Annotated in this window: 19 protein-coding genes; 13 read left to right on the top strand and 6 right to left on the bottom strand. The window is 46.8% G+C overall.

Annotated features, from left to right (window positions below; all coding sequences use genetic code 11):
* The first annotated feature begins 93 nt into the window (after window positions 1–93).
* Both KIT90_RS23960 and KIT90_RS23955 read left to right on the top strand, forming a co-directional pair.
* Complete coding sequence (locus KIT90_RS23960) at window positions 94–1410, top strand: adenylosuccinate synthase (RefSeq protein WP_005451418.1); 1317 nt, start codon at window positions 94–96, stop codon at window positions 1408–1410.
* Between the two features lie 230 nt (window positions 1411–1640).
* Entirely contained in the window at window positions 1641–2276 is a 636-nt protein-coding gene (locus KIT90_RS23955; RefSeq protein ID WP_005451422.1) for a tetratricopeptide repeat protein, read from the top strand.
* A gap of 106 nt (window positions 2277–2382) precedes the next feature.
* Here the strand turns inward: KIT90_RS23955 and hmpA are convergent, their stop codons facing one another.
* Window positions 2383–3567 (bottom strand): NO-inducible flavohemoprotein, encoded by a 1185-nt coding sequence (hmpA, locus tag KIT90_RS23950; RefSeq protein ID WP_005451424.1) that lies wholly within the window; start codon window positions 3565–3567, stop codon window positions 2383–2385.
* 111 nt (window positions 3568–3678) lie between these two features.
* Between hmpA and nsrR the strand changes: the two genes are divergently transcribed.
* The 5 genes from nsrR to trpS all read left to right on the top strand — a co-directional run bounded on the left by nsrR (window position 3679) and on the right by trpS (window position 9487).
* Complete coding sequence (gene nsrR / locus KIT90_RS23945) at window positions 3679–4104, top strand: nitric oxide-sensing transcriptional repressor NsrR (RefSeq protein ID WP_005451426.1); 426 nt, start codon at window positions 3679–3681, stop codon at window positions 4102–4104.
* Between the two features lie 117 nt (window positions 4105–4221).
* Complete coding sequence (gene rnr / locus KIT90_RS23940) at window positions 4222–6708, top strand: ribonuclease R (protein WP_009703491.1); 2487 nt, start codon at window positions 4222–4224, stop codon at window positions 6706–6708.
* Window positions 6709–6780: 72 nt separating this feature from the next.
* Window positions 6781–7524 carry a 23S rRNA (guanosine(2251)-2'-O)-methyltransferase RlmB gene (gene rlmB / locus KIT90_RS23935; protein WP_285379088.1) on the top strand — a complete coding sequence of 248 codons (744 nt, stop codon included), beginning with the start codon at window positions 6781–6783 and terminating at the stop codon, window positions 7522–7524.
* Window positions 7525–7646: 122 nt separating this feature from the next.
* Window positions 7647–8333, top strand: a complete 687-nt coding sequence (locus KIT90_RS23930; RefSeq protein ID WP_285379087.1) for a phosphoglycolate phosphatase — start codon at window positions 7647–7649, stop codon at window positions 8331–8333.
* A 116-nt stretch (window positions 8334–8449) separates the two neighbouring features.
* Window positions 8450–9487 carry a tryptophan--tRNA ligase gene (trpS, locus tag KIT90_RS23925; protein ID WP_005432761.1) on the top strand — a complete coding sequence of 346 codons (1038 nt, stop codon included), beginning with the start codon at window positions 8450–8452 and terminating at the stop codon, window positions 9485–9487.
* A gap of 62 nt (window positions 9488–9549) precedes the next feature.
* Here the strand turns inward: trpS and KIT90_RS23920 are convergent, their stop codons facing one another.
* Window positions 9550–9924, bottom strand: coding sequence for a hypothetical protein (locus tag KIT90_RS23920; protein WP_041060829.1), 375 nt, complete (start codon window positions 9922–9924; stop codon window positions 9550–9552).
* A 528-nt stretch (window positions 9925–10452) separates the two neighbouring features.
* On the opposite strand from KIT90_RS23920, the gene KIT90_RS23915 reads away from it, so the two are divergent.
* From KIT90_RS23915 to KIT90_RS23890, 6 genes are all read left to right on the top strand, one after another.
* Complete coding sequence (locus KIT90_RS23915) at window positions 10453–13401, top strand: ExeM/NucH family extracellular endonuclease (protein ID WP_285379086.1); 2949 nt, start codon at window positions 10453–10455, stop codon at window positions 13399–13401.
* Window positions 13402–13590: 189 nt separating this feature from the next.
* Window positions 13591–14178 carry an aminodeoxychorismate/anthranilate synthase component II gene (locus KIT90_RS23910; RefSeq protein WP_180826062.1) on the top strand — a complete coding sequence of 196 codons (588 nt, stop codon included), beginning with the start codon at window positions 13591–13593 and terminating at the stop codon, window positions 14176–14178.
* A gap of 361 nt (window positions 14179–14539) precedes the next feature.
* Window positions 14540–15751: an aspartate aminotransferase family protein gene (locus tag KIT90_RS23905; RefSeq protein WP_017190934.1), complete on the top strand. Its 1212-nt coding sequence runs from the start codon at window positions 14540–14542 to the stop codon at window positions 15749–15751.
* 108 nt (window positions 15752–15859) lie between these two features.
* On the top strand, window positions 15860–16879 hold the full coding sequence (gene astA / locus KIT90_RS23900) for an arginine N-succinyltransferase (protein ID WP_045482611.1): 1020 nt from the start codon (window positions 15860–15862) through the stop codon (window positions 16877–16879).
* Between the two features lie 28 nt (window positions 16880–16907).
* A complete protein-coding gene (astD, locus tag KIT90_RS23895) occupies window positions 16908–18365 on the top strand; it encodes a succinylglutamate-semialdehyde dehydrogenase (protein ID WP_045412730.1) in 1458 nt (485 codons plus the stop codon).
* A gap of 264 nt (window positions 18366–18629) precedes the next feature.
* A complete protein-coding gene (locus tag KIT90_RS23890) occupies window positions 18630–19421 on the top strand; it encodes a DUF1338 domain-containing protein (protein ID WP_285379085.1) in 792 nt (263 codons plus the stop codon).
* Between the two features lie 225 nt (window positions 19422–19646).
* On the opposite strand, the gene crp is transcribed toward KIT90_RS23890, so the two are convergent.
* From crp to KIT90_RS23870, 4 genes are all read right to left on the bottom strand, one after another.
* Window positions 19647–20279, bottom strand: a complete 633-nt coding sequence (gene crp / locus KIT90_RS23885) for a cAMP-activated global transcriptional regulator CRP (RefSeq protein WP_005381432.1) — start codon at window positions 20277–20279, stop codon at window positions 19647–19649.
* Between the two features lie 239 nt (window positions 20280–20518).
* Window positions 20519–21388, bottom strand: coding sequence for a phosphoribulokinase (locus KIT90_RS23880; RefSeq protein WP_005438358.1), 870 nt, complete (start codon window positions 21386–21388; stop codon window positions 20519–20521).
* A 124-nt stretch (window positions 21389–21512) separates the two neighbouring features.
* On the bottom strand, window positions 21513–21725 hold the full coding sequence (locus KIT90_RS23875; protein ID WP_005432763.1) for a YheU family protein: 213 nt from the start codon (window positions 21723–21725) through the stop codon (window positions 21513–21515).
* 65 nt (window positions 21726–21790) lie between these two features.
* Entirely contained in the window at window positions 21791–22798 is a 1008-nt protein-coding gene (locus KIT90_RS23870; protein ID WP_285379083.1) for a hydrolase, read from the bottom strand.
* Between the last annotated feature and the right edge of the window lie 34 nt (window positions 22799–22832).

The following is a 22832-nucleotide window of genomic DNA, read 5'->3' as shown; positions in this document are numbered from 1 at the left end:
GCATTCTAGTATCAACTCTGTGAACAAAAATGACTGCAAGAAGAGTGATTCGGTGCTAGAATCCATTTTTAACTAGCAATCAGACTTGGAAAGATGGGAAATAACGTAGTCGTTCTAGGCACCCAATGGGGTGACGAAGGTAAAGGTAAAATTGTAGACCTTTTAACTGAAGATGCAAAATACGTGGTACGCTACCAAGGCGGTCACAACGCAGGTCACACACTTGTAATTGACGGTGAAAAAACCGTTCTTCACTTAATTCCATCAGGTATCCTTCGCGATAACGTAAAATGCGTTATCGGTAACGGTGTTGTACTATCGCCTGAAGCTCTAATTAAAGAAATGAAACCTCTTGAAGAGCGCGGCATTCCAGTACGCGAACGTCTTTTCATTTCTGAAGCATGTCCTCTAATTCTTCCTTACCACGTTGCAATGGACCAAGCTCGCGAAATCGCTCGCGGTAAAAAAGCTATCGGTACAACGGGTCGTGGTATCGGTCCAGCATACGAAGATAAAGTTGCTCGTCGCGGTCTACGCGTTGGCGACCTATTCGATATGGCTACTTTTGCAGAGAAACTAAAAGAAGTAATGGAATTCCATAACTTCCAACTAGTTAACTTCTACAAAGCTGAGCCAGTAAGCTACGAAGAAGTACTTGAGCAAGCGAAAGGCTACGCTGAACTACTAACTTCAATGGTTATCGACGTAACTGACGAACTAGACGCAGCACGTAAGCGCGGCGACAAGATCATGTTCGAAGGTGCACAAGGTACTCTACTTGATATCGACCACGGTACTTACCCGTATGTAACTTCTTCTAACACGACTGCTGGTGGTGTTGCTGCAGGTTCTGGTTTCGGTCCTCGTCACATCGGTTACATCCTTGGTATCGCGAAAGCTTACTGTACTCGCGTTGGTGCAGGTCCATTCCCGACTGAGCTATACGACGGTCTAGACAAGCAAGATCCAGTAGGTAAACACCTAGGTGAAGTTGGTCACGAGTTCGGTGCGACAACAGGTCGTTTACGCCGTACTGGTTGGTTCGATGCTGTTGCTATGCGTCGTGCAATCCAAATCAACTCTGTATCTGGTTTCTGTCTAACTAAACTAGACGTACTAGATGGTCTAGAAGAGCTAAAAATCTGTACTGGTTACAAGATGGAAGATGGCTCTACGCTAGAAGTTTCTCCGATGGCTGCTGAAGCATTCGAAAAAGCAACGCCTATCTACGAAACAATGCCAGGTTGGTCTGAGAACACATTCGGTGCGAAATCAATCGAAGAGCTACCCCAAGCTGCTCTAGATTACATCAAGCGTATCGAAGAGCTAACTGGCGTGCCAGTAGACATCATCTCTACAGGTCCTGACCGTAACGAAACTATCATTAAGGTTCACCCATTCGAAGCTTAATCGATACTCGTTAGAGATTATAAAAACCGGCTTTTATAGCCGGTTTTTTTGTATCTGTGAGTTGGGTTCACTGCCGAAAAATGCGACTCGCCGTGGCAAATATTTGCCGTTAAGCTTAAGTAGGAGGCAAAAATTGCCTAAAGCTTAACTGACCTTTGCCGATAAGGTTATCAAGCAGAGGAGATCCTTGGCTGATCTTTGGTTTCTTAGATACCTTAAAGAGTACATTTATGAAGTTACGAACAGTGGCTGCTTCACTGTTATTGATGCTGAGTGCGACATCGGCTTGGGCAGATGTTGCCGATGTAGGGGCGCCTGTCCCCATCTACACCGAAGCAGAGCTTATTAAGCTTATTGAGCAGAATAAGCACTTAGAACGCGTGCGCGCTGATAACTGCCAGCTAGTGGAAGATATCGTGGCACGTGCGACGCGCATTAACTTGCCGTCTTATGAATTCCTTTATGGCGATATGTTGGCGTGGGGCGTATGTGTAGAGCAAGACGTAGAGCTCGGTCTGTACTACATGGAAAACGCAGCCCACCAAGGCTTGCCAGCTGCACTAGAGCAGCTAGGTCGCTATTACTCTCGCGGTACTTTAGTCCAACAAGATAAAGAACGTGCAATCCCATACCTGCGAGAAGCGGCGGCAATGGGCAACTTAAATGCGCGTATTCATCTTGCTGAGCTATTGCTGCGTGATTACGGTAGCCCTTTGGATTACGAAGATGCCTACCGTTGGCTTTATAATTCGGTGACTGCCGATCAAAGAAAGCACAAACGTATTGCGATGCTGAGAAACGGTCTTGAGCAACGCATGCCACAAAACATTATTGCGCGCGCTAAGCGCCGCGACACCTTCTGGTAGGTGTACTTTTAAAACACCAGTAACTTCATAAAGCTCTGCCAATACATACAACAAAGCCCACATCATGTGGGCTTTGTTGTTTTTCCCGAAGCGTAATTGCAGGCGATTAAACGACTTTGTGTGGACCAAAGCACTCGTAATGGAACTGCTCTTGCGCTACGCCAAGCTCAAGTAATTGTTTCGCGACGTGCTGCATAAAGCCAACAGGACCACAGAAGTAGACTTGTACGTTGTCTTGCTTAAGGGCTGCTTCAATTTCAGTTAAGTTGACGAAACCGGTGAAGTGGAAGTCTTCACCAATCTTGTCTTCTGCTGTTGGTTGGTTGTACCAAATCAACGAGTTCATGTTCTCTTTAGCATTTACGAGCTGGTTTACGTGCTGTTTGAATGCGTGTTGTTGACCGTTTTCTGTAGCATGTACCCATGTGACTGGTGCTTGGTGCTCAGAAAGGCTCTCAAGCATTGATAGAGTCGGAGTTAGACCAACGCCCGCTGATACCAAAACAACCGGTGTAGCCGCGTCCACATCCATAAAGAAATCACCCGCAGGTGCCGCAAGTTGCACCTTATCGCCGATGCTCAACTCATCGTGAAGGAAGTTCGATACTTTACCGCCTTCTTCACGTTTTACCGAGATACGGTAAGTGTTCTCTTGAACCGCAGAGGATAGGCTGTATTGGCGAATCTCTTGGTTTTCGAACTTATCACTGTTGATGTAGATACCTAGGTATTGACCAGGTTTGTACTCAGAAACCACTTCACCATCGGTTGGTTTGAAAACAAAGCTACAGATGTTTTCGCTCTCAAGCTGCTTGCCCACCAACTCAAATTCACGCAGGCCACGCCAGCCACCTTGCAGTGCTGCATTCTCTTGGTAGATTTGCTCTTCACGCTGAATAAATACATTGGCCAGCACGCCATAAGCTTCTGCCCATGCATCAATCACTTCCTGACCCGGAGAGAACAACTCGTCGATCGTCGCAAGTAGATGTGTACCAACGATTTGGTACTGATCTTTGGTGATCATAAAACTGGTGTGTTTATGGGCGATTTTTTCTACTGCACCAAGCAGTGCTGGTAGGTTATCGATGTTGGTTGCGTAAGCGCAGATTGCATTAAATAGAGCTTCACGTTGGTCACCATTACGCTGATTACTCATGTTGAAAATGTCTTTCAACTCAGGGTTATGGGTGAACATACGATCGTAAAAGTGTGCCGTTAACTTCGGACCGGTTTCAGCAAGAAGTGGTGCGGTTGCTTTCACGATATCAATGGTTTGGTTGCTGAGCATAATGGCTTCCTATTTAAAGTTGTATTTGTAATGCATGTTTAAAGTTGTATCTCAAATGTATCTTTCGATCAAGAAAAGAATTACAATTTTGCTACTACAGAGGATAGCAACATGCAGTTAACTAGCTTTACCGATTATGCGCTCAGAACCTTGATTTACTTGGCTTCATTGCCAAAAGATGAGCTGACAAATATTACCGAAGTGACTGATTTATTTGGTGTATCACGTAACCATATGGTGAAAGTGATTAACCGTCTTGGTCAGCTTGGTTATGTGCATACGGTGCGCGGTAAAAATGGTGGTATTCGTTTGATGAAAGCGCCGCAAGAAATCACTGTCGGTGGTGTGGTGCGTGATTTAGAGCCATTAGATTTGGTGAATTGTTCTGTGGAATTTTGCCATATCACGCCGGCATGTCGTCTAAAAGAAAAGCTAGCGAAAGCGAAAATGGCGTTTTTGGCTGAATTAGATGGCTGCACGATTGAAGAGCTATTAAGTGATAATTCTGAACTGCTGATCTTACTTACCCGTCCTTAGCCTTTTTAACGTTCTATAAATCTTCTCACTGACACTCTTTTTTAAAGCAATTTCTGTAGCTTATCGAGAGACTCGGATATACTAGCTCTATACCTTCCTTGCTAGATAGGCGTGCCTATGTCAGACAATATTCCAAACGATCCTTTCGCAGATCGTGAATCCAAAAATTACGAAAATCCAATCCCAAGCCGAGAGTTCATTCTTGAGTTTCTAGAAGAAGCGGGCGTACCGATGAATCGCAATGATTTGTTTGAAGCGCTAAAACTTGAAGGTGAAGAGCATTACGAAGGTTTACGCCGTCGACTGCGCGCAATGGAGCGTGATGGTCAGCTCGTATTTACGCGCCGTCAGTGTTACGCGTTGCCAGAAAAACTTGAGATGGTGAAAGGTTACGTAATTGGTCACAAAGATGGCCATGGTTGGGTTCGTCCAGAAGGCAGTGTCGGCAAGGATAATGACATTGTACTGCCGCATCACCAGATGAAGCACATCATCCACGGTGACTACGTGTTGGTGCAACCAACTGACAACAGCAAGCGTGGTCGTCGTGAAGGTCGTCTTGTTCGTGTTTTAGAAGAGCGTAACACGCAGATCGTGGGGCGTTTCTTCCTTGAATACGGCTACTCATACGTTGTGCCAGATGACTCTCGCATTAGCCAAGATATTCTGATCCCAAATGAGCACAAAGCAGGTGCTCGTATGGGTAACGTGGTCGTTATTGAGATTACTGATCGCGGCTCTCGCTCACGTGGCATGATGGGTAAAGTGGTTGAAGTTCTTGGTGAGAACATGGCGCCGGGCATGGAAACGCAAATAGCAATCCGTACCCACCAAATTCCACACGATTGGCCAGCAGCCGTCGATAAACAGATCGAAAATCTGGGCGAAGAAGTTCCAGAAGAAGCAAAAGAAGGCCGTGTCGATCTACGTGACTTGCCGCTAGTAACCATTGATGGCGAAGACGCTCGTGACTTTGATGATGCTGTTTACTGTGAGAAGAAAAAGAGTGGCGGTTGGCGCCTATGGGTCGCAATTGCTGACGTAAGTTACTACGTGCGTACAGACTCTGCGCTGGACAAAGAAGCCATCAACCGTGGTAACTCGGTATACTTCCCATCGCAAGTTGTGCCAATGCTACCTGAAGTGCTATCAAACGGTTTGTGTTCACTTAACCCTCAGGTTGATCGCTTGTGTATGGTATGTGAGATGACCATCTCTGACACCGGTAAGCTATCAGGCTATAAACACTACGAAGCTGTGATGAACTCGCATGCGCGTCTGACTTACAACAAAGTGGGTGCGATTCTAGAAGGGGATGAAGAGCTGCGCATGCGTTATCACGCTGTCGTTCCTCACCTTGAAGAGCTGCACGCGATGTACAAAGTACTTAAAGAAGCGCGTGATAACCGTGGTGCGATTGAATTCGAAACCGTTGAAGCTAAGTTTATCTTCAATGCGGATCGTAAGATTGAAAGCATCGAGCCGGTAATTCGTAACGACGCACATAAGATCATCGAAGAATGTATGATCTTAGCGAACATCGCTTCAGCGTCTTACGTTGAGAAAGCAAAAGAGCCAGCGTTGTACCGTGTTCACGAATCTCCGGGTGAACTGCGCCTGCAAGGTTTCCGTGACTTCCTCAGTGAGCTAGGTCTGGATCTTAAAGGTGGTCTAGAGCCATCACCAACCGACTACGCTGATTTGGTAAAACAGATCGCAGAACGTCAGGATAAAGAACTGATTCAAACCATGTTGCTGCGCTCAATGAAGCAAGCGGTCTACAACGCAGACAATGCCGGTCACTTTGGTCTAGCGCTGAAACGTTACGCACACTTCACGTCGCCAATTCGTCGTTACCCAGACCTGCTGTTGCACCGCGCAATCAAGTACCTGATTGCTAAAGAAGAAGGTCGCAACCAAGATCGTTGGACACCAACTGGCGGTTACCACTACTCGTTTGACGACATGGACTTCTACGGTGAGCAATGTTCGATGACAGAGCGCCGTGCAGACGACGCAACTCGTGAAGTGGCTGATTGGTTGAAGTGTGAATACATGCAAGACCATGTTGGCGACGAGTTGGATGGTGTTATTGCTAACGTAACCAGCTTTGGTTTCTTTGTTCGTCTGACTGAGCTGCATATTGATGGTTTGGTGCACATTTCGACGCTCGCGAACGACTACTACCAATTTGATCCGATTGGTCAAAGACTTATCGGTGAAAGCTTCGGTAACATCTATCGCCTAGGCGATGCGGTGAAAGTGAAAGTGCTTGCGGTTAACTTAAATGACAAGCAAATTGACTTTGAATTAATCGAAACAAGCCGTAAGCTACGCGGCAAAGGTAAGACTGCGAAGAAACGCGCAGCAGATGCCAAACGCAAAGCAAAAGAGAAAAAGCGTGCGGCAACCAAAGGCGGTACTCGCGCGAAGCCGATGATTGAACCGACCAAGCACCCAGAACCTGCGGAAGCAGGCAGTGCTCGCAAAGGTAGCGCGAAACGCGGTGACGCTGAAGGTACGAAAAAGCCGAAGAAAGCACGCAAGAAAAAGCCACATAGTAAGCCGAGAAAGACTAAGCGTACTAAGAGCGACGCTGAGTAGGCTGAAGCGCCAATCTAGTCCGAAAAGGAGTAGATTGGTGAAGGCAAGACGACCAGAACAACAGGTTAAACAATGAGTAACGAATTTATTTACGGTATTCACGCAGTGAAAGCCGTATTAGAACGCGAACCAGAGCGTTTTATCGAAGCATACGTCCTAAAAGGCCGCCAAGACGATCGTCTAATGCCAATCCTGAATGATCTTCAGGTTTGTGGTGTTTCGATTCAACAAATGACTCGTAAAACGCTAGACGACAAAGCACACGGTGCTAATCACCAAGGCATCATTGCTCGTGTTAAAGCAGCGAAACAGCTTAACGAAAATGACATTGATGGCATCCTAGCGCAGCATGAATCACCGCTACTATTGGTATTGGATGGCGTGACGGATCCACACAACCTAGGTGCTTGCCTACGTAATGCAGACGCAGCTGGCGTAGCGGCGATCATCGTACCGAAAGATCGTTCTGCACCGATGAACGCAACCGTAAGCAAAGTGGCTTGTGGTGCAGCTGAAGTCGTGCCATTGATCCGAGTGACCAACTTGGCTCGTACTATGCGTACACTGCAAGAGCAAGGTATCTGGTTTGTTGGTACTGCGGGTGAAGCAACGCACGACATCTACCAAGCAAAACTGACGGGTCCTCTTGCTATCGTAATGGGTGCAGAAGGTGACGGTATGCGTCGTCTAACTCGCGAAACCTGTGACGATTTGATTAAGATCCCAATGGCTGGCAGCGTTTCAAGTTTGAACGTATCAGTGGCGTCAGGTATTTGTTTGTTTGAAGCGGTTCGTCAGCGTATTGCTGTAAAGTAATTGCTAAACAAGTTAATAAACAAACAGTTACTGCAAAGTCAGACATAATGATAAAAACAAAGGATGGGGTGCCATCCTTTGTCGTTTTCACCGATTTATAAATAAAAATCTTCAGGGAAGTTATGACTCAACAAGACATTAAATTCATTGCCTTTGACCTAGACGGTACTTTGCTTGATAGCGTGCCGGATCTAGCGGTTGCGGCAGACCAAGCCGTTCAAGCACTTGGTTTTCCATCTGTTTCAGAAGAGCAGGTTCGTGACTATGTCGGTAACGGTGCAGACGTGCTGATTGGACGCTCACTAAGCCAAAGCTTGACTATCAATCCAGAGTTGAGCGAAGAGCTTCGTGCAAAAGCGCGTGTACTGTTTGATGATTACTACGAGCAAAGCGGTCACAAGCTAAGTCACCTCTACCCAACGGTAAAAGAGACACTAGCAGAGCTGCACAAAGCGGGTTTTGTTATGGCGTTGGTGACCAACAAACCTTCAAAGTTTGTGCCTGACGTTTTGGAAAAGCACGACATCGCAAAATACTTCGTTGATGTTCTTGGCGGTGATGCATTCCCACAGAAAAAACCAAACCCAGTCGCACTGAACTGGCTGATGGAAAAACACCAAATCCAACCTAGTGAAATGCTGATGGTTGGCGACTCGAAAAACGACATTCTTGCAGCGAAGAACGCAGGTTGCGCCTCATTTGGTCTGACATATGGTTACAACCACGGTGAACCTATTTCTGCATCAAATCCAGATTTCGTCGCTGACAGTTTGGCAGAATTATTGGACGTTGTAGCGGTTTCTGCATAACGGCTACAAAAGAGCTTCCAAAATACTCGTTAATGAGTACACTGAGTAAACCGTGCACCTATTAATGCACGGTTTTTTTCATTTAATTAGATTAAGAAGTCAAAGGAATCATTCTAATGAGCAAACCCATTGTATTGAGTGGTGTTCAACCTTCAGGTGAACTAAGTATCGGTAACTACTTGGGTGCTCTACGTCAATGGCAGCAGATGCAAGACGATTATGATTGCCAATACTGTGTGGTAGACCTTCACGCTATTACGGTTCGTCAGGACCCTAAAGCGCTGCATGAAGCGACTCTAGACGCACTGGCGATCTGTCTGGCAGTTGGTGTTGACCCGAAGAAGAGCACGCTATTTGTTCAGTCACACGTACCAGAGCATGCTCAACTTGGTTGGCTTCTTAACTGTTACACTCAAATGGGTGAACTGGGTCGAATGACGCAGTTTAAAGACAAATCTGCACGTTACTCAAACGACAGCTCAAGCCAGTTTGGTGATGTAAACGTGGGTCTGTTTGACTACCCAGTACTGATGGCGGCAGACATCCTGCTTTACGGCGCGCACCAAGTGCCTGTAGGTAGCGACCAGAAGCAACACCTAGAGCTAGCGCGTGATATTGCTAACCGCTTTAACAACATCTACTCACCAGAGCAGCCAATCTTCCAAGTGCCAGAGCCTTACATTCCGACGGTAAACGCGCGTGTAATGAGCCTTCAAGACGCAACGAAGAAGATGTCTAAATCTGATGACAACCGTAAGAACGTTATCACGCTGTTGGAAGAGCCTAAGTCGATCATTAAGAAGATCAACAAAGCGCAAACTGACACAGAAACACCACCTCGTATCGCTCACGATTGGGACAACAAGGCAGGTATCTCTAACCTAATGGGTCTGTACTCTGCGGCAACAGGTATGAGCTTTGAAGAGATTGAAGCGAAATACCAAGGCGTTGAAATGTACGGTCCATTCAAGAAAGACGTTGGTGAAGCTCTAGTTACTATGCTTGAGCCTATTCAAGCTGAATACCACCGTATCCGTGCTGACCGCGCTTACATGAACGAAGTGATGAAGCAAGGCGCTGAGAAAGCATCGGCACGTGCGGCTGAAACGTTGAAGAAAGCGTACGAAGCAGTAGGTTTTGTTGCTCGCCCATAGTTGCTAAAGAGCATTCAGAATTGAAAAGCTCCACCATCGGTGGAGCTTTTTTTATACTTGTATTACTGGAATGGAGTGTCTTGTTCGCAGCGTTCCATATCGTAATACTCCACACGTCCTCTTTTTCCCAAGAACTCGGACTTTACGACGAGCCCGCGATCGACGAAATAGCTCAACTCAATACATGATATTTCATAACTGATTTCTTTTATCCTTGCGGGTTTCCAATAGTAGCCAGGGCCAGGCAATCGGGCGGTATAGGTGATTAAGCCATTGTCACTTACTTTAAACATTTCGAACTCACTGAGTTCTTGCTTAGCCACTTCGACCAGATGTTCAGAGGTACTTGGCTCGATGGGCTCACTCGAGGTCAATTGACACCCCGCCATTAACATTGAAGCCGAAAAGGCTAGCGCAATCTGCTGAAATCGTTTCATTTTCTTATCCTGATAGTCGTTATTGGAGACCTTGTTCTCTGTCTCTTGCGGGTTTTATAACGAGTGATTATGGATTTGGCTAGTATTGCGTGGTGAAAATGATGTTTGATTTATAAAAATTTGAACTTAACAGGCTTAAATAGCCAGAAAGCTTATTTTGATTCACACGGTAAAAAGGAAGGAAATAATAAGTTTTGTTATTCTAAATTAGCATTAATTAATATTTGGTTTGGGTTACTAGAATCAAGTGAATTCAAAATAAATATCCAGATATTCACATAACATGTTGAGAAATATAAAACTGAGTAATAAGTCTAATTCTAGCCCTTTATTGGTTTAGTTACTGTATTTGTTACAAAAACTGTTTAAATGAACAGCCCTGGCATAATTTTACGTATCCACATGTGATTTATTTCACGGCTTTTACTGGTCTTTCTTATTTATTTCATAAATAAACCTGATAGTAGGCGCAAATGGTGGGCTCTGCTTAGGGCTTAGTTTGCATTTAAATAAATATCAGGTACGACAATGGATACGTTAATCAAACCCTCTTTACTGGCACTGACGATTGCTAGCGCACTTAGTGCTAACGCTAACGCAGAAATTATCATCTCTCAGTATGTAGAAGGTGGTTCATACAACAAAGCAGTAGAGATCGCGAACACAGGCGATGCAGCGGTAACGCTAACTGGTTACGAGCTAGCGAAATCATCAAACGGTGGTGGTACTTGGGGTAGCACACTCGATCTTAGCCAAGTGACGCTACAAGCTAATCAAGTGTATGTATTAGCTCATGGTGACGCGAGTGACGCCATCAAAGCCGTTGCAGATCATACGGAGAAAAGCGTCACGAACTTTAACGGTGACGACCCAATTGCACTGATTAAAGATGGTGAAGTGCACGATATCATCGGTGTGATGGGTGACGTAGACTTTGGTAAAGACACCACATTAGTTCGTAACAGTGATGCACTAACCCCTTCTGCTACTTATGATGCATCTCAGTGGACGGCATTTGAGAAAGACAACATTGACGGCCTTGGTGAGTTGAATGCGACTGAGCCACCAGCACCATTCGCTTGTGAAGTAGATGGTCAACAACCTAACTTCACTACCATCCAAGATATTCAAGGTGAAGGCGATACGTCTCCTTTCATTGATGGTTACCCATACATTACTGACGAAGATCATTTCGTAACTGGTGTCGTGACTGCTGTTACCACTGGCTTAACCAAAGGTTTCTACCTACAAGCACTAGAAAGTGACAACAACGACAAGACCTCGGAAGGTTTGTTCATTCATACCGATGCGGCAGACACGGAGCTAAAAGCTGGTGACGTTGTTTGTGTGAAAGGTAAAGTTCAAGAGTACTACAGCAATACTCAGCTAGCTTCTGATGCTAACAGCTATGTGAAAACAGGCACATCGGATATTCCTCGAGTTACCGATCTTGTTATCAAAGAAGGTGAAACACTACGTGATGCGCTAGAGCGTCATGAAGGCATGCAAGTTGAACTAACTTCGGCAAGTGACCTGTTTGTAACTCGCAACTTCTCTTACGACTACGATTCACGTCGCAACAACATGATGTTGTCTCATGAAGCGCCATTGTTTAAGCCGACTCAATTGCACGCAGCAGAGAGCGATGCAGCCGTTGAGCTAGCAAAAGACAACGCAGCGAACCGCGTATACCTAGAATCTGATGGCAAAGCACCAAACGGCCAAATCCCTTACTACCCAGATTTTGCAAAAGATGCAGACCAAGATGGCTCTTCTGAGCAGCACATTCGCCTTGGTTCGCGAGTAGAGGGTCTGCAGGGCGTCGTGGCTTACAGCTACAACGAATACCGCCTGATTGCGACCAATGAAGTCGATAACACCAACTTCGTGACTTCAGGTGAAGGCTTCGACGTGGCTCGTAAAGATGCTCCAGCGATTGCGGATTCAGATTTGCGTATCGCCAGCTTCAACGTACTAAACTACTTCAACTCTGTGGCTGACAGTGGCCATGAAAACCCAACCGGACAAAACCGCGGTGCGACTAACCTAGACGAGTTCCTGATCCAACAAGCGAAAATCGTTGCGGCGATGAACAAGATGGACGCTGACATCATTGGTTTGATGGAAGTCGAGAACAACGGCTTTGGCGACAGCAGTGCAGTGAAGAACTTGGTTGACGCATTGAATGCTGAAATCGAAGACACAGAAGATCATTACACTTACGTTGAAATCGCGGATCAAGACAAATACCAAGACGAATACTTTGGTAGCGATGCGATCATGGTGGCGATCCTATACCGTGCAAACGAAGTGACGCCAAAAGAAGCTGCGAAAGTGATTGTGACGCCGGAACAGCACATCGAAGAAAACACCATTACGCGTGGTGACGATGCGGAAGGCAACCCAGCTTACGACAAATACCAACGTCATAGCTTGCTACAAACCTTCACGGTGAAAGAGACAGGTAAAGATCTGTCTGTTGTTGTTAACCACTTCAAATCGAAAGGTTCTGAGTGTATTGAAGAGTGGATTGCGGGCGTAGAAGACTCTGAGCCAGCGGATCTGCAAGGTAACTGTAACAACTTCCGTGTTTCTGCTGCTAACGTTGTGGGTGATGCTCTGAAAGGCATTGAAGGTGACGTGCTAGTGATGGGTGACCTAAACGCCTACGGCATGGAAGATCCTCTGCTTACACTGACCGATTACTCGAAAGAGAAATACGGCCGTGACATCTACACAGCTGCTTACACAACCATTGGTGGTGGTGAGCTTCAAGTCGAGAAGACCAAAATTGAAAAAGGCTACGGTTACCATAACCTGAACACGGTACTTCACGGCGCAGACACTTTCTCATACACCTACTCTGGTGAGCTAGGTAACCTAGACCACGCGTTGGTGAGCAACAGCTTGGCACAAAAAGTGGTGGCGATTGAAGATTGGCACATCAACTCACTAGAAAGTAACTTGTTCGAATACAGCAGCAAGTACACAGGTGATATGCCGAAGTACAAAGATGCGTTCTCGGCGTCTGACCACGATCCTGTGATCATCGCGATTGATTTCCCAGATACAGACATCGATCTACCAAGCTCAGGTGAAAACCTAGCAGTGGAAGTTCGTCTGCCACCAAACGCAGTTGTCGGTGATATCGTGACGGTAAGCCTAACGGAAGCAACTCAAGCGGCGTCGTCAACGTCTGATGCTGATGGTTACGAAGCGAGTGCAACTCTGACACAAACAGACATTGATGCTCGTAGCGTGAGTGTGGAATTCGACAAAGCACCAACGGAAGGCCAGTACGTTCTAGAAGAGAAAATGACAGACTCTACGGGCAACACCGTTAAGTTCAGTGATTCTCGCGATGTTACGTTAGAGCCGTCGAGCACTACCCCATCAGACGATGATGATGGTGGTTCATTTGGCTTTGGCGCGCTAATTGCGTTGCTAGGTCTAGGCTTATTCCGCCGTCGCCGCTAAGCGAATTTATTTCCTGACAAACAGTTCCTAAATAGCTGTAAAGACCAAAGGCCAGCCTATGCTGGCCTTTTTATTCAGCAAAAACTTGCCTTTCTTGCTTGGTATAGCAAAATACCGCCCTTGATTGTCACGAACGTGGCGATTCACTACGTAAGCATTGCCAAAACGGATTGGAGCAACCGACCCTTTATGTTGTTGATCATCGATAACTACGACTCTTTTACCTACAACCTTTACCAATACTTTTGCGAGCTTGGTGCAGACGTAAAGGTGGTGCGTAACGATGAAATCGACATCCAAGGCATTGAGGCGCTCAACCCAACTCATTTGGTGATCTCTCCAGGGCCATGCACTCCTAACGAAGCGGGTATCTCTCTACAAGCTATTGAACACTTTGCTGGTAAGTTACCTATCTTGGGCGTTTGCCTTGGCCATCAGGCGATTGCGCAGGTGTTTGGAGGGGAAGTGGTACGTGCTCGACAAGTGATGCACGGCAAGACCTCTCCAATTCGTCACAACGGTCGCAGTGTGTTTAAAAATCTTAATAACCCACTGACGGTAACCCGCTACCATTCTCTGGTGGTGAAAAACGGCACATTACCTGATGTGTTTGAATTGACCGCTTGGACTGAACTGCCTGACGGAGCCATGGACGAAATCATGGGTTATCAGCATAAAACCCTGCCAATTGACGCTGTACAGTTTCATCCTGAATCGATTAAGACAGAACAAGGTCACGAGCTGCTTGCAAACTTTCTTGCGCGCAAAGCGATCTGATCGCGATCACCTTTCTTAACAAATTCTTCATGTTTTTCGCCTAAGAATGGGAATGCAAAACTATGCGTTCCGTCTATTTGGTGGCGGCTATTCATTTTTCTCCTTTCTTTCTAACCCTTGTCATACATAACTTTTATAAAAAATCGCTTCTCTATTTGCGTTTCTTGGTGCATAAATAATCATAGATAGTGAGTATGGGTGGTTGCGCTCTAAAGCGAAAAGAATAAATCACTATTGAAATGGTTAATTAAATGTAAATACAATGCCGCAATAGCTTAAATGCAAAACATTATTTGCTGGCAAAGAGTGCCGGTTAAATTCGCTTATCTGCTAGGCATGCGGTATCAAGAAGGAATGTGCAATGACAACGGAAAACAAAGTAGAGCGCGGTTTATTCGATGAGGTAATGGTACCTTGCTATAACCCGATGGAAATGATCCCTGTAAAAGGTGAAGGTTCACGCATTTGGGATCAGAACGGAAATGAATACATCGACTTTGCTGGTGGTATTGCGGTGAGCTGTCTTGGTCATTGTCACCCAGTTATGGTGAACGCATTGACTGAGCAAGGTAACAAGCTTTGGCACCTAAGTAATGTTATGACTAACGAGCCAGCGCTGCGATTGGCGAAGAAGCTAACAGAAGTCAGCTTTGCTGAGCGCGTGTTCTTTGCTAACTCTGGTGCAGAAGCGAACGAAGCGGCACTAAAGCTAGCACGTCGTTACGCAGCAGACGTTCATGGTACTGAGAAATCTGAAATCATCGCATTCAAACAAGGTTTCCACGGTCGTACTTTCTTCACGGTAACGGTAGGCGGTCAAGCGGCTTACTCAGACGGTTTCGGTCCTAAGCCAGGCGATGTGACACATCTTCCTTACAACGATATCGAAGCACTACAAGCACACATGTCGGAGCGCACTTGTGCGGTAATGATGGAGCCTCTACAAGGTGAGGGCGGCATCATTCCACCAACTCCTGAATTCGCTCAAGCGGTTCGTGAGCTGTGTGACAAGCACAACGCACTGTTGATCTTCGATGAAGTGCAAACTGGTAACGGTCGTACTGGTCATTTCTATGCATACCAAGGTCTAGGCATCACGCCAGACATTCTAAGCACAGCGAAATCACTGGGTGGCGGTTTCCCTATCGGTGCCATGCTAACGACAGCAAAACTGGCTGAGCACATGAAAGTGGGCACGCACGGTTCAACTTACGGCGGTAACCCACTAGCGTGTGCGGTTGCAGAAGCGGTTGTTGAAGAAGTGACAAAACCAGAAGTATTGGCTGGCGTACTAGAGCGTGAAGCCATGTTCCGTGAAGGTCTGGAGAAGATCAACGCGAAATACAACATCTTCTCTGAAGTGCGCGGTAAAGGTCTACTGCTTGGTGCGGCACTGAATGAAGAGTGGCAAGGTCGTGCGCGTGACGTACTGGTTGCTGCGGGTAAACAAGGTCTCATGGTATTGGTTGCGGGTGCCAATGTCGTACGTTTCACACCATCACTCGTTATCACACAACAAGAAATCGAAGAAGGTTTGGCGAAGCTAGATAAAGCGATCGCAACGCTGGTTTAAGCGCGATCTCCGCTTATCGTCAACCTAGACACCCCCATCAAGGATCTCTGATGGGGGTATTGTTCCTACAATATAGTTAGGATCTTCTTGCATCTGGAGGGAGTATTGATGCTAGTAGTTCGCCCTATCGCAATGTCGGATTATGACGCGCTGCACACCTGTGCGGTTGAGTCAGGTCATGGATTTACATCTCTACCGGTTAACGAAGAACTGTTAACCAATCGAATCAAACACTCAGAATACAGTTTTGGCAAACCTGACGTGAAGGAAGCCGGTGATGAAGGCTACCTAATGGTGGGCTTTGAATCTGAAACTGGTGAGGTGGCAGGTACCACAGGTATTGAAGCTTCGATTGGCTGGGATGTGCCTTTTTATTCTTACCACATCAGTAAAGTGGTGCACTCGTCACCAAAGCTTGGCGTAAACAACGTGGTTAAGCTACTGACTTTTGGTAACAACTACACGGGTAACAGCGAAATCTGTACCTTGTTCCTACGTGAGAAATTCCGTGGTGGCTTGAACGGGCGTCTGATGTCCAAGTGTCGTTTCTTAATGATGGCAGAGCACCCAGAACGTTTCTCGGAAACCATCTTTGCTGAAATGCGTGGTGTTTCAGACGAGGAAGGTAATTCGCCATTCTGGCAGTGGCTTCAAGAGCATTTCTTCTCTATCGATTTTACGCTTGCGGATTACCTAACTGGTATCGGTAAGAAAGGCTTTATCGCCGACCTGATGCCGAAGTTGCCAATCTACATCAACCTATTGAGCCCAGAAGCGCAAGCTGTGATTGGTAAAGTGCACGACAACACACGTCCAGCATTGAAGCTGCTTGAGCGTGAAGGTTTTACCAACCGTGGATACGTTGACATTTTCGATGGTGGTCCAACGGTGGAATGTGACTTACGTAATATCGAATCGGTACGCCACTCATTCCGCGCGCAAGTCAAAATCTCGGAGCACACCAGCACACAAGACTTCTTGATGTGTAACTCGTCATTCGAGAACTTCCGTGCTGCAGCTGCAAAAGCGGCGTATGACGCAGAAACGCAAAGCGTAGTGCTTGCTCCAGAATTGGCGGATGCACTCTTGGTTGAGGAAGGGGATTTTGTTCGCCTTCTTCCGCAGTAACTGACGACAGAATTTAAGGATAGAAACAATGACACATTGGATTGCAGGTGAATGGGTACAAGGCCAGGGTGAAGCATTTACGTCTCTGTCGCCTTACAACCAAGAGGTGATCTGGCAAGGCAACGGTGCAACAGCAGAGCAGGTTAACCAAGCGGTATCTGCGGCGCGTGAAGCGTTTGTTGATTGGAAGAAGCGCCCATTTGCAGAGCGCGAAGCGATCGTGTTGGCTTTTGCAGAGAAAGTAAAAGAGAACAGCGAAAAAATCGCTGAAGTGATTGCCAAAGAAACCGGCAAGCCAATCTGGGAAACACGCACCGAAGCGGCTGCAATGGCAGGTAAAATCGCGATTTCTATTCGTGCTTACCACGACCGTACGGGTGAAGCGACACGTGAAGCCGCGGGCAACCAAATTGTATTGCGTCATCGTCCACTAGGCGTGATGGCAGTGTTTGGTCCCTATAACTTCCCAGGTCACCTGCCAAATGGTCACATCGTGCCAGCACTATTGGCTGGTAACACCGTGGTCTTCAAACCGTCTGAGCAAACGCCATGGACAGGTGAACTCGCTATGAAGCTGTGGGAAGAGGTCGGTCTACCAAAAGGTGTGATTAACCTAGTCCAAGGCGCGAAAGAAACTGGTATTGCGCTAGCGGATGCGAAAGGCATTGATGGCGTGCTGTTCACCGGTAGTGCAAACACAGGTCATGTTCTCCATCGTCAGTTTGCTGGTCAGCCGGGCAAAATGCTGGCGCTTGAAATGGGTGGCAACAACCCGATGGTTATCTCGGACAACTACGGCGACCTAGACGCAACGGTTTATACCATTATCCAATCTGCCTTCATCAGTGCAGGACAACGCTGTACCTGTGCTCGTCGTCTATACATTCCATTTGGCGACAAGGGTGATGCAGTCATTACTAAGCTGGTGGAAGCGACACTCAATATTCGCGTAGACCAACCATTTGCAGAGCCTGCGCCTTTCATGGGACCGCAAATTTCGCTTGCGGCAGCCAAGTTCATTCTTGATGCACAAGCGAACTTGCAAGCACTGGGTGGCGAAAGCTTGATTGAAGCAAAAGCAGGTGAAGCGGCGTTTGTTTCTCCAGGCATCATCGATGTGACGAACATTGCCGAATTGCCAGATGAAGAGTACTTCGGTCCACTTCTGCAAGTGGTGCGCTACGAAGGGCTAGAGAAAGCAGTAGAGCTGGCGAACGATACGCGCTTTGGTCTCTCTGCGGGTCTGGTTTCAACCGATGACCAAGAGTGGGAATACTTCGTGGACCACATTCGTGCTGGCATCGTGAACCGCAACCGTCAGCTAACGGGCGCAAGTGGTGATGCACCATTTGGTGGTCCGGGTGCGTCGGGTAACCTACGTCCAAGTGCTTACTACGCAGCAGACTACTGTGCGTACCCAATGGCATCAATGGAAGGACAAGAGACGGTCTTGCCTGCCACATTGAGCCCGGGTGTAAGCCTGTAATTGAGAAATTCGAAGCGGTGACAAAGTATCGCCGCTTCTCTCTGCCGGAGCTATTTACCAAGTTAGGATTCTGGTAAGCGCGCTGGCAAACGCCAAAGGCGAGCTTAAGACTCTCCAGAGCGTGTTGACTGACTGGCACTTATGCCACACATACCGTCACAGGTTGATGGCCGCTCGTTCGTGATTCTGGACAGCTTTAGGGCTGTGAACGAGCGGTCAACTTCCTCTTACCCCTAACTCTACATTTCATAACAAGGAGTCGTTATGACGCCCGATGTGTTATTTGAATCGCTATGGCAAGACTACATTCAACGTCTTTGCCCTTCCGCTGCTAAAGTCCATCAACTTCTTCAAGAAGATGAGCCTCTGATTAATGACCATATTGCGCTACGTACGTTTAATGTCGCTCCCCTAGGCATTGAAACGTTAGCGAAGCCATTCCTAGCGGTGGGTTACAAAGCCTGTGGTGACTACGTATTTGAAAGCAAAAAGCTGGTGGCAAAACATTTTGAGCACCCAGATCCGAAACAGCCAAAAGTCTTCATCAGTGAGTTGAAAGTGGATGAGTGCTCACCAGAGCTACAAGCCATTGTTCATAAATTGGTAGAACAGGTTGATGCTTCTAAACTGACTGGCAGTGATTTCTTATACGGCGGACGTTTGTGGGGTCTTAGCTATGCTGACTTCCAAACCTTGGCGAAAGAGAGTGAATACGCTTCTTGGCTTGCCGCGCACGGTTACGGAGCGAACCACTTCACAGTGAGTGTGAATCAACTCAATCAGCATGAAGAAGTAAAGCAAGTGAACGACCACCTGCGCACCGTAGGCTTTACCATCAACGAGAATGGCGGTGAAGTAAAAGGCACGCCAGAGGTGCTATTAGAGCAATCATCGACCATGGCAGACAAAGTGCCAGTGACCTTTACTGAAGGCGTTGAGGTGATTCCTGGAGGTTTCTACGAGTTTGCTAAGCGCTACCCAATGGATAACGGTGAGTTGTACCCAGGATTTGTGGCTGCATCGGCAGATAAGATCTTCGAAAGCACCAACGGGTAGAAAGAATCGAGAACGTGCTACGCCCTCTAGATGCGGGAACGCTTCGCTTCGAGAGGTTTTAACTCTCGGAATCTGAGAGGGCTTAATCCCGAAGGACGAAGTCCGCTCTCGGAACGCAGTGTTCTCGACTCTCGATTCTTTTCTTTCCGTTTTCGATTCCCAAAAAAGAAAAAGCCACCAAACTTGCATTTGGTGGCTTTTAAATTTTTTAAACGTTAATCGAGATTAACGAGTCCCGTAAACAACGATAGTTTTACCGTGCGCAGAAATTAGGTTCTGCTCTTCTAGCATCTTCAAGATACGACCTACTGTCTCACGAGAACAGCCAACGATTTGACCGATTTCTTGACGAGTGATCTTGATTTGCATGCCGTCTGGGTGCGTCATCGCATCTGGCTGTTTAGCAAGGTTCAGAAGAGTCTGAGCGATACGACCAGTTACGTCTAGGAACGCTAGGTCACCCACTTTTTGGCTAGTAACTTGTAGACGACGAGCCATCTGCGCAGAAAGGCGCATTAGGATGTCTGGGTTAACTTGGATAAGTTGACGGAATTTCTTGAAAGAAATCTCAGCCACTTCACAAGGAGATTTAGCGCGAACCCAAGCTGTACGCTCTTGGTCTTCTTCGAATAGACCAAGTTCACCAATGAAGTCGCCCTGGTTTAGGTAAGAAAGGATCATTTCCTTACCTTCTTCGTCTTTGATAAGAACCGCAACAGAACCTTTAACGATGTAGTACAAAGTCTCTGCTTTTTCGCCCGCGTGAATTAGCGTGCTTTTTGATGGGTACTTATGAATATGACAGTGTGAAAGAAACCACTCTAATGTTGGGTCGGTTTGAGGTTTACCTAGAACCATAATATCTCACTTCCTCTGCAGGGTACGCTTGCGCTATCCATATTTTAGCTAAGCCTGAATTGGCCTACTAGAATAAGAGCACTTTTTATATGCTGCAAGCTCTCTTGTGTTTCGGTTAGAAATAGTATCCTTTTTCGAAAACGATTTCTTGATTTTAATCGTGCCATGATTGAGATTTTGTAAGCAAAACTGTGCACATGATCACGGTATGAAAAGTAAACACTCCAGTAGGGAGGTTTTTAGCCAATTTTCCCTGTTTCGATGAGTTGTTGCAGAATCGGCCTTACTATGAGCTCCATTGCAAAGCTCATCTTGCCGCCAGGAACCACAATGGTGTTATGCCGAGACATGAACGAGCCATCAATCATCGCCAGCAAATACGGGAAGTCGACATTCTTGATACCGCGTAGGCGGATCACCACAAAACTTTCATCCAAACTTGGAATGCCTTTGGCGTTAAGTGGGTTAGAAGTATCGACGGTCGGTACGCGCTGGAAGTTGATATGTGTACGAGAAAATTGCGGGGTAATGTAGTTTAGGTAATCGTCCATCGAGCGCACGATCGAATCCATCACCGCTTCTCTTGAGTGACCACGATCGCGTGTGTCACGAACGAACTTTTGAATCCACTCCAAGTTCACAATCGGTACCATACCAATTAGAAAATCGACGTGACGCGCCACATTGACATCGCCATCTACCACGCCACCGTGTAAACCTTCATAGAACAGCACATCGCTGTTTTCTGGCAGATCTTGCCAAGGCGTAAAGGTTCCCGGCATTTGGTTGTATGGAACGGCTTCATCAAAAGTGTGCAGATAGCGGCGCACGCTGCCAGTGCCATCTTCACCAAACTTGCGGAAGAACTCTTCTAGCCCCGGAAAGTCATTGGCTTGTGGACCAAAGTAGCTGATGTGCTTGCCTTGCTCACGCGCTTTGCGGATTTCGACATCCATCTCTGGACGTGTAAAGCGGTGGAAGCTGTCACCTTCAACCCACGCTGGTTTGACGTTCATCATATTGAACATCTTACGGAAGGCTTCTGAAGTGGTGGTTGTGCCGGCACCGGACGAACCAGTAACCGCAATGATTGGGTGTTTCGCTGACATGACAAACCTTGTCGAAAATTACTTACCTGTAAAGTGCAGCACACGTATGCTGCACGGTCGATAACCCACTATAGCACGTAACAAGCCCTTGTCATCGAGTGGGATACGGTAAAATGTGAAGGGTCTAAAACTTTGCTTTTAGTTGGATATCAACCGTTTCATGAAGCTCAGAAAATACGATGACCGCTTCGCCTTTCTCTAATTGGGATTTGACCTGATCGATTTTACTCTGCAGTGAAACTTCGACTGAGCCGTAGTCGGTGCCTTCACGTAGCACGAATTCGCGGATCAGGTTTTCTAATGTCTCTGGCGCAATGTCTTGCCATGGAATGATCATAAATACCTCAAACTTTTATGATGTTTAGTGCGTGCAGAAGCCTTATGTCTGACACGCTTAATAGTTTACTGTGTTCGCGGTACGGATACAGCAGAAAGGTAGTCTGCGGCGATACTTTCGTAATATGAAGGCAAGGCTTCTTCCAACCAGAACTTAGGTTTTAATGCGGTGCCTGTCAGGAAGCCAACGTGACCACCATGTTCATAAAGTCGGTAATCGATGTTGTCTGGCAACACGAATTTGGGGATCACCTCTTCGGTCATAAACGGATCGTCTTTGGCGTGGATGATCAGGGTTGGTAAGGTGATCTGTTGCAGCTTGCTTAAGCCTGAACACTGGTCGTAATAATCTTGCGCGTCTTTGAAGCCATGCAAAGGGGCAGTGATCAGATCGTCGAATTCGTATAAGCGAGTCACGCGTTTGATAGAGTTATACGACAAGGCGAGTTCACCTTGGATTAAGTCGTGTTTCTGCAGTGCATTGCGCTTGAGCGAAGAGAGTAGGTAGCGCTTGTAGACCTTGGAGAAGCCTTGTTCAATACGGTTAGCACACGCGGCCAAATCCAGTGGCGCAGACACAATGGTTGCGGCACTTAAGATAGGATCATCTTTGTACTGAGCTAAGTAGTTCGCCAACATGTTCCCGCCAAGAGAAATACCGACCGCGACTTTTGGGTTGTTGGGAAACTGCTGATTGAGCTGTTCAAGGAAGAAGCGAGCATCGGTCACTTCGCCGGAATGATAGGCGCGGGCTTTCTTGTTTGGTTTACCGCTGCAACCACGAAAGTGCATCATCACTGACAGCCAGCCCGATTTAGAGAAGGCGTTCATCAAACCGTTCGCATATGGGCTATAGAAGCAGCCTTCCAAGCCATGGAATAGGACGAAGATAGGTTTGTTGCGTGCGGCTTCGGAATCTGGCTGTTGTGACCATGCCAAATCGAGGAAGTCACCATCTGGTGTATCGAGTGTTTGCCAAATAGGCGTAAACAACGCTTTCTTGCGGATAAAGCGCGGTAATAGCGTCTGAAGATGCGGGTTCTTAATCCCGGCGGCTGCGAAAAATTGTGTCATACCTAACTGCTCTTATATGGTCCTTCAATGTTCG

The sequence above is a fragment of the Vibrio sp. B172a genome (assembly GCF_030248355.1).
In the GTDB taxonomy this organism is placed as follows: Bacteria; Pseudomonadota; Gammaproteobacteria; order Enterobacterales; family Vibrionaceae; genus Vibrio; species Vibrio owensii.
Note: the sequence above shows the minus strand (reverse complement) of the source record. Positions and strands in the feature narration are given on the sequence as shown.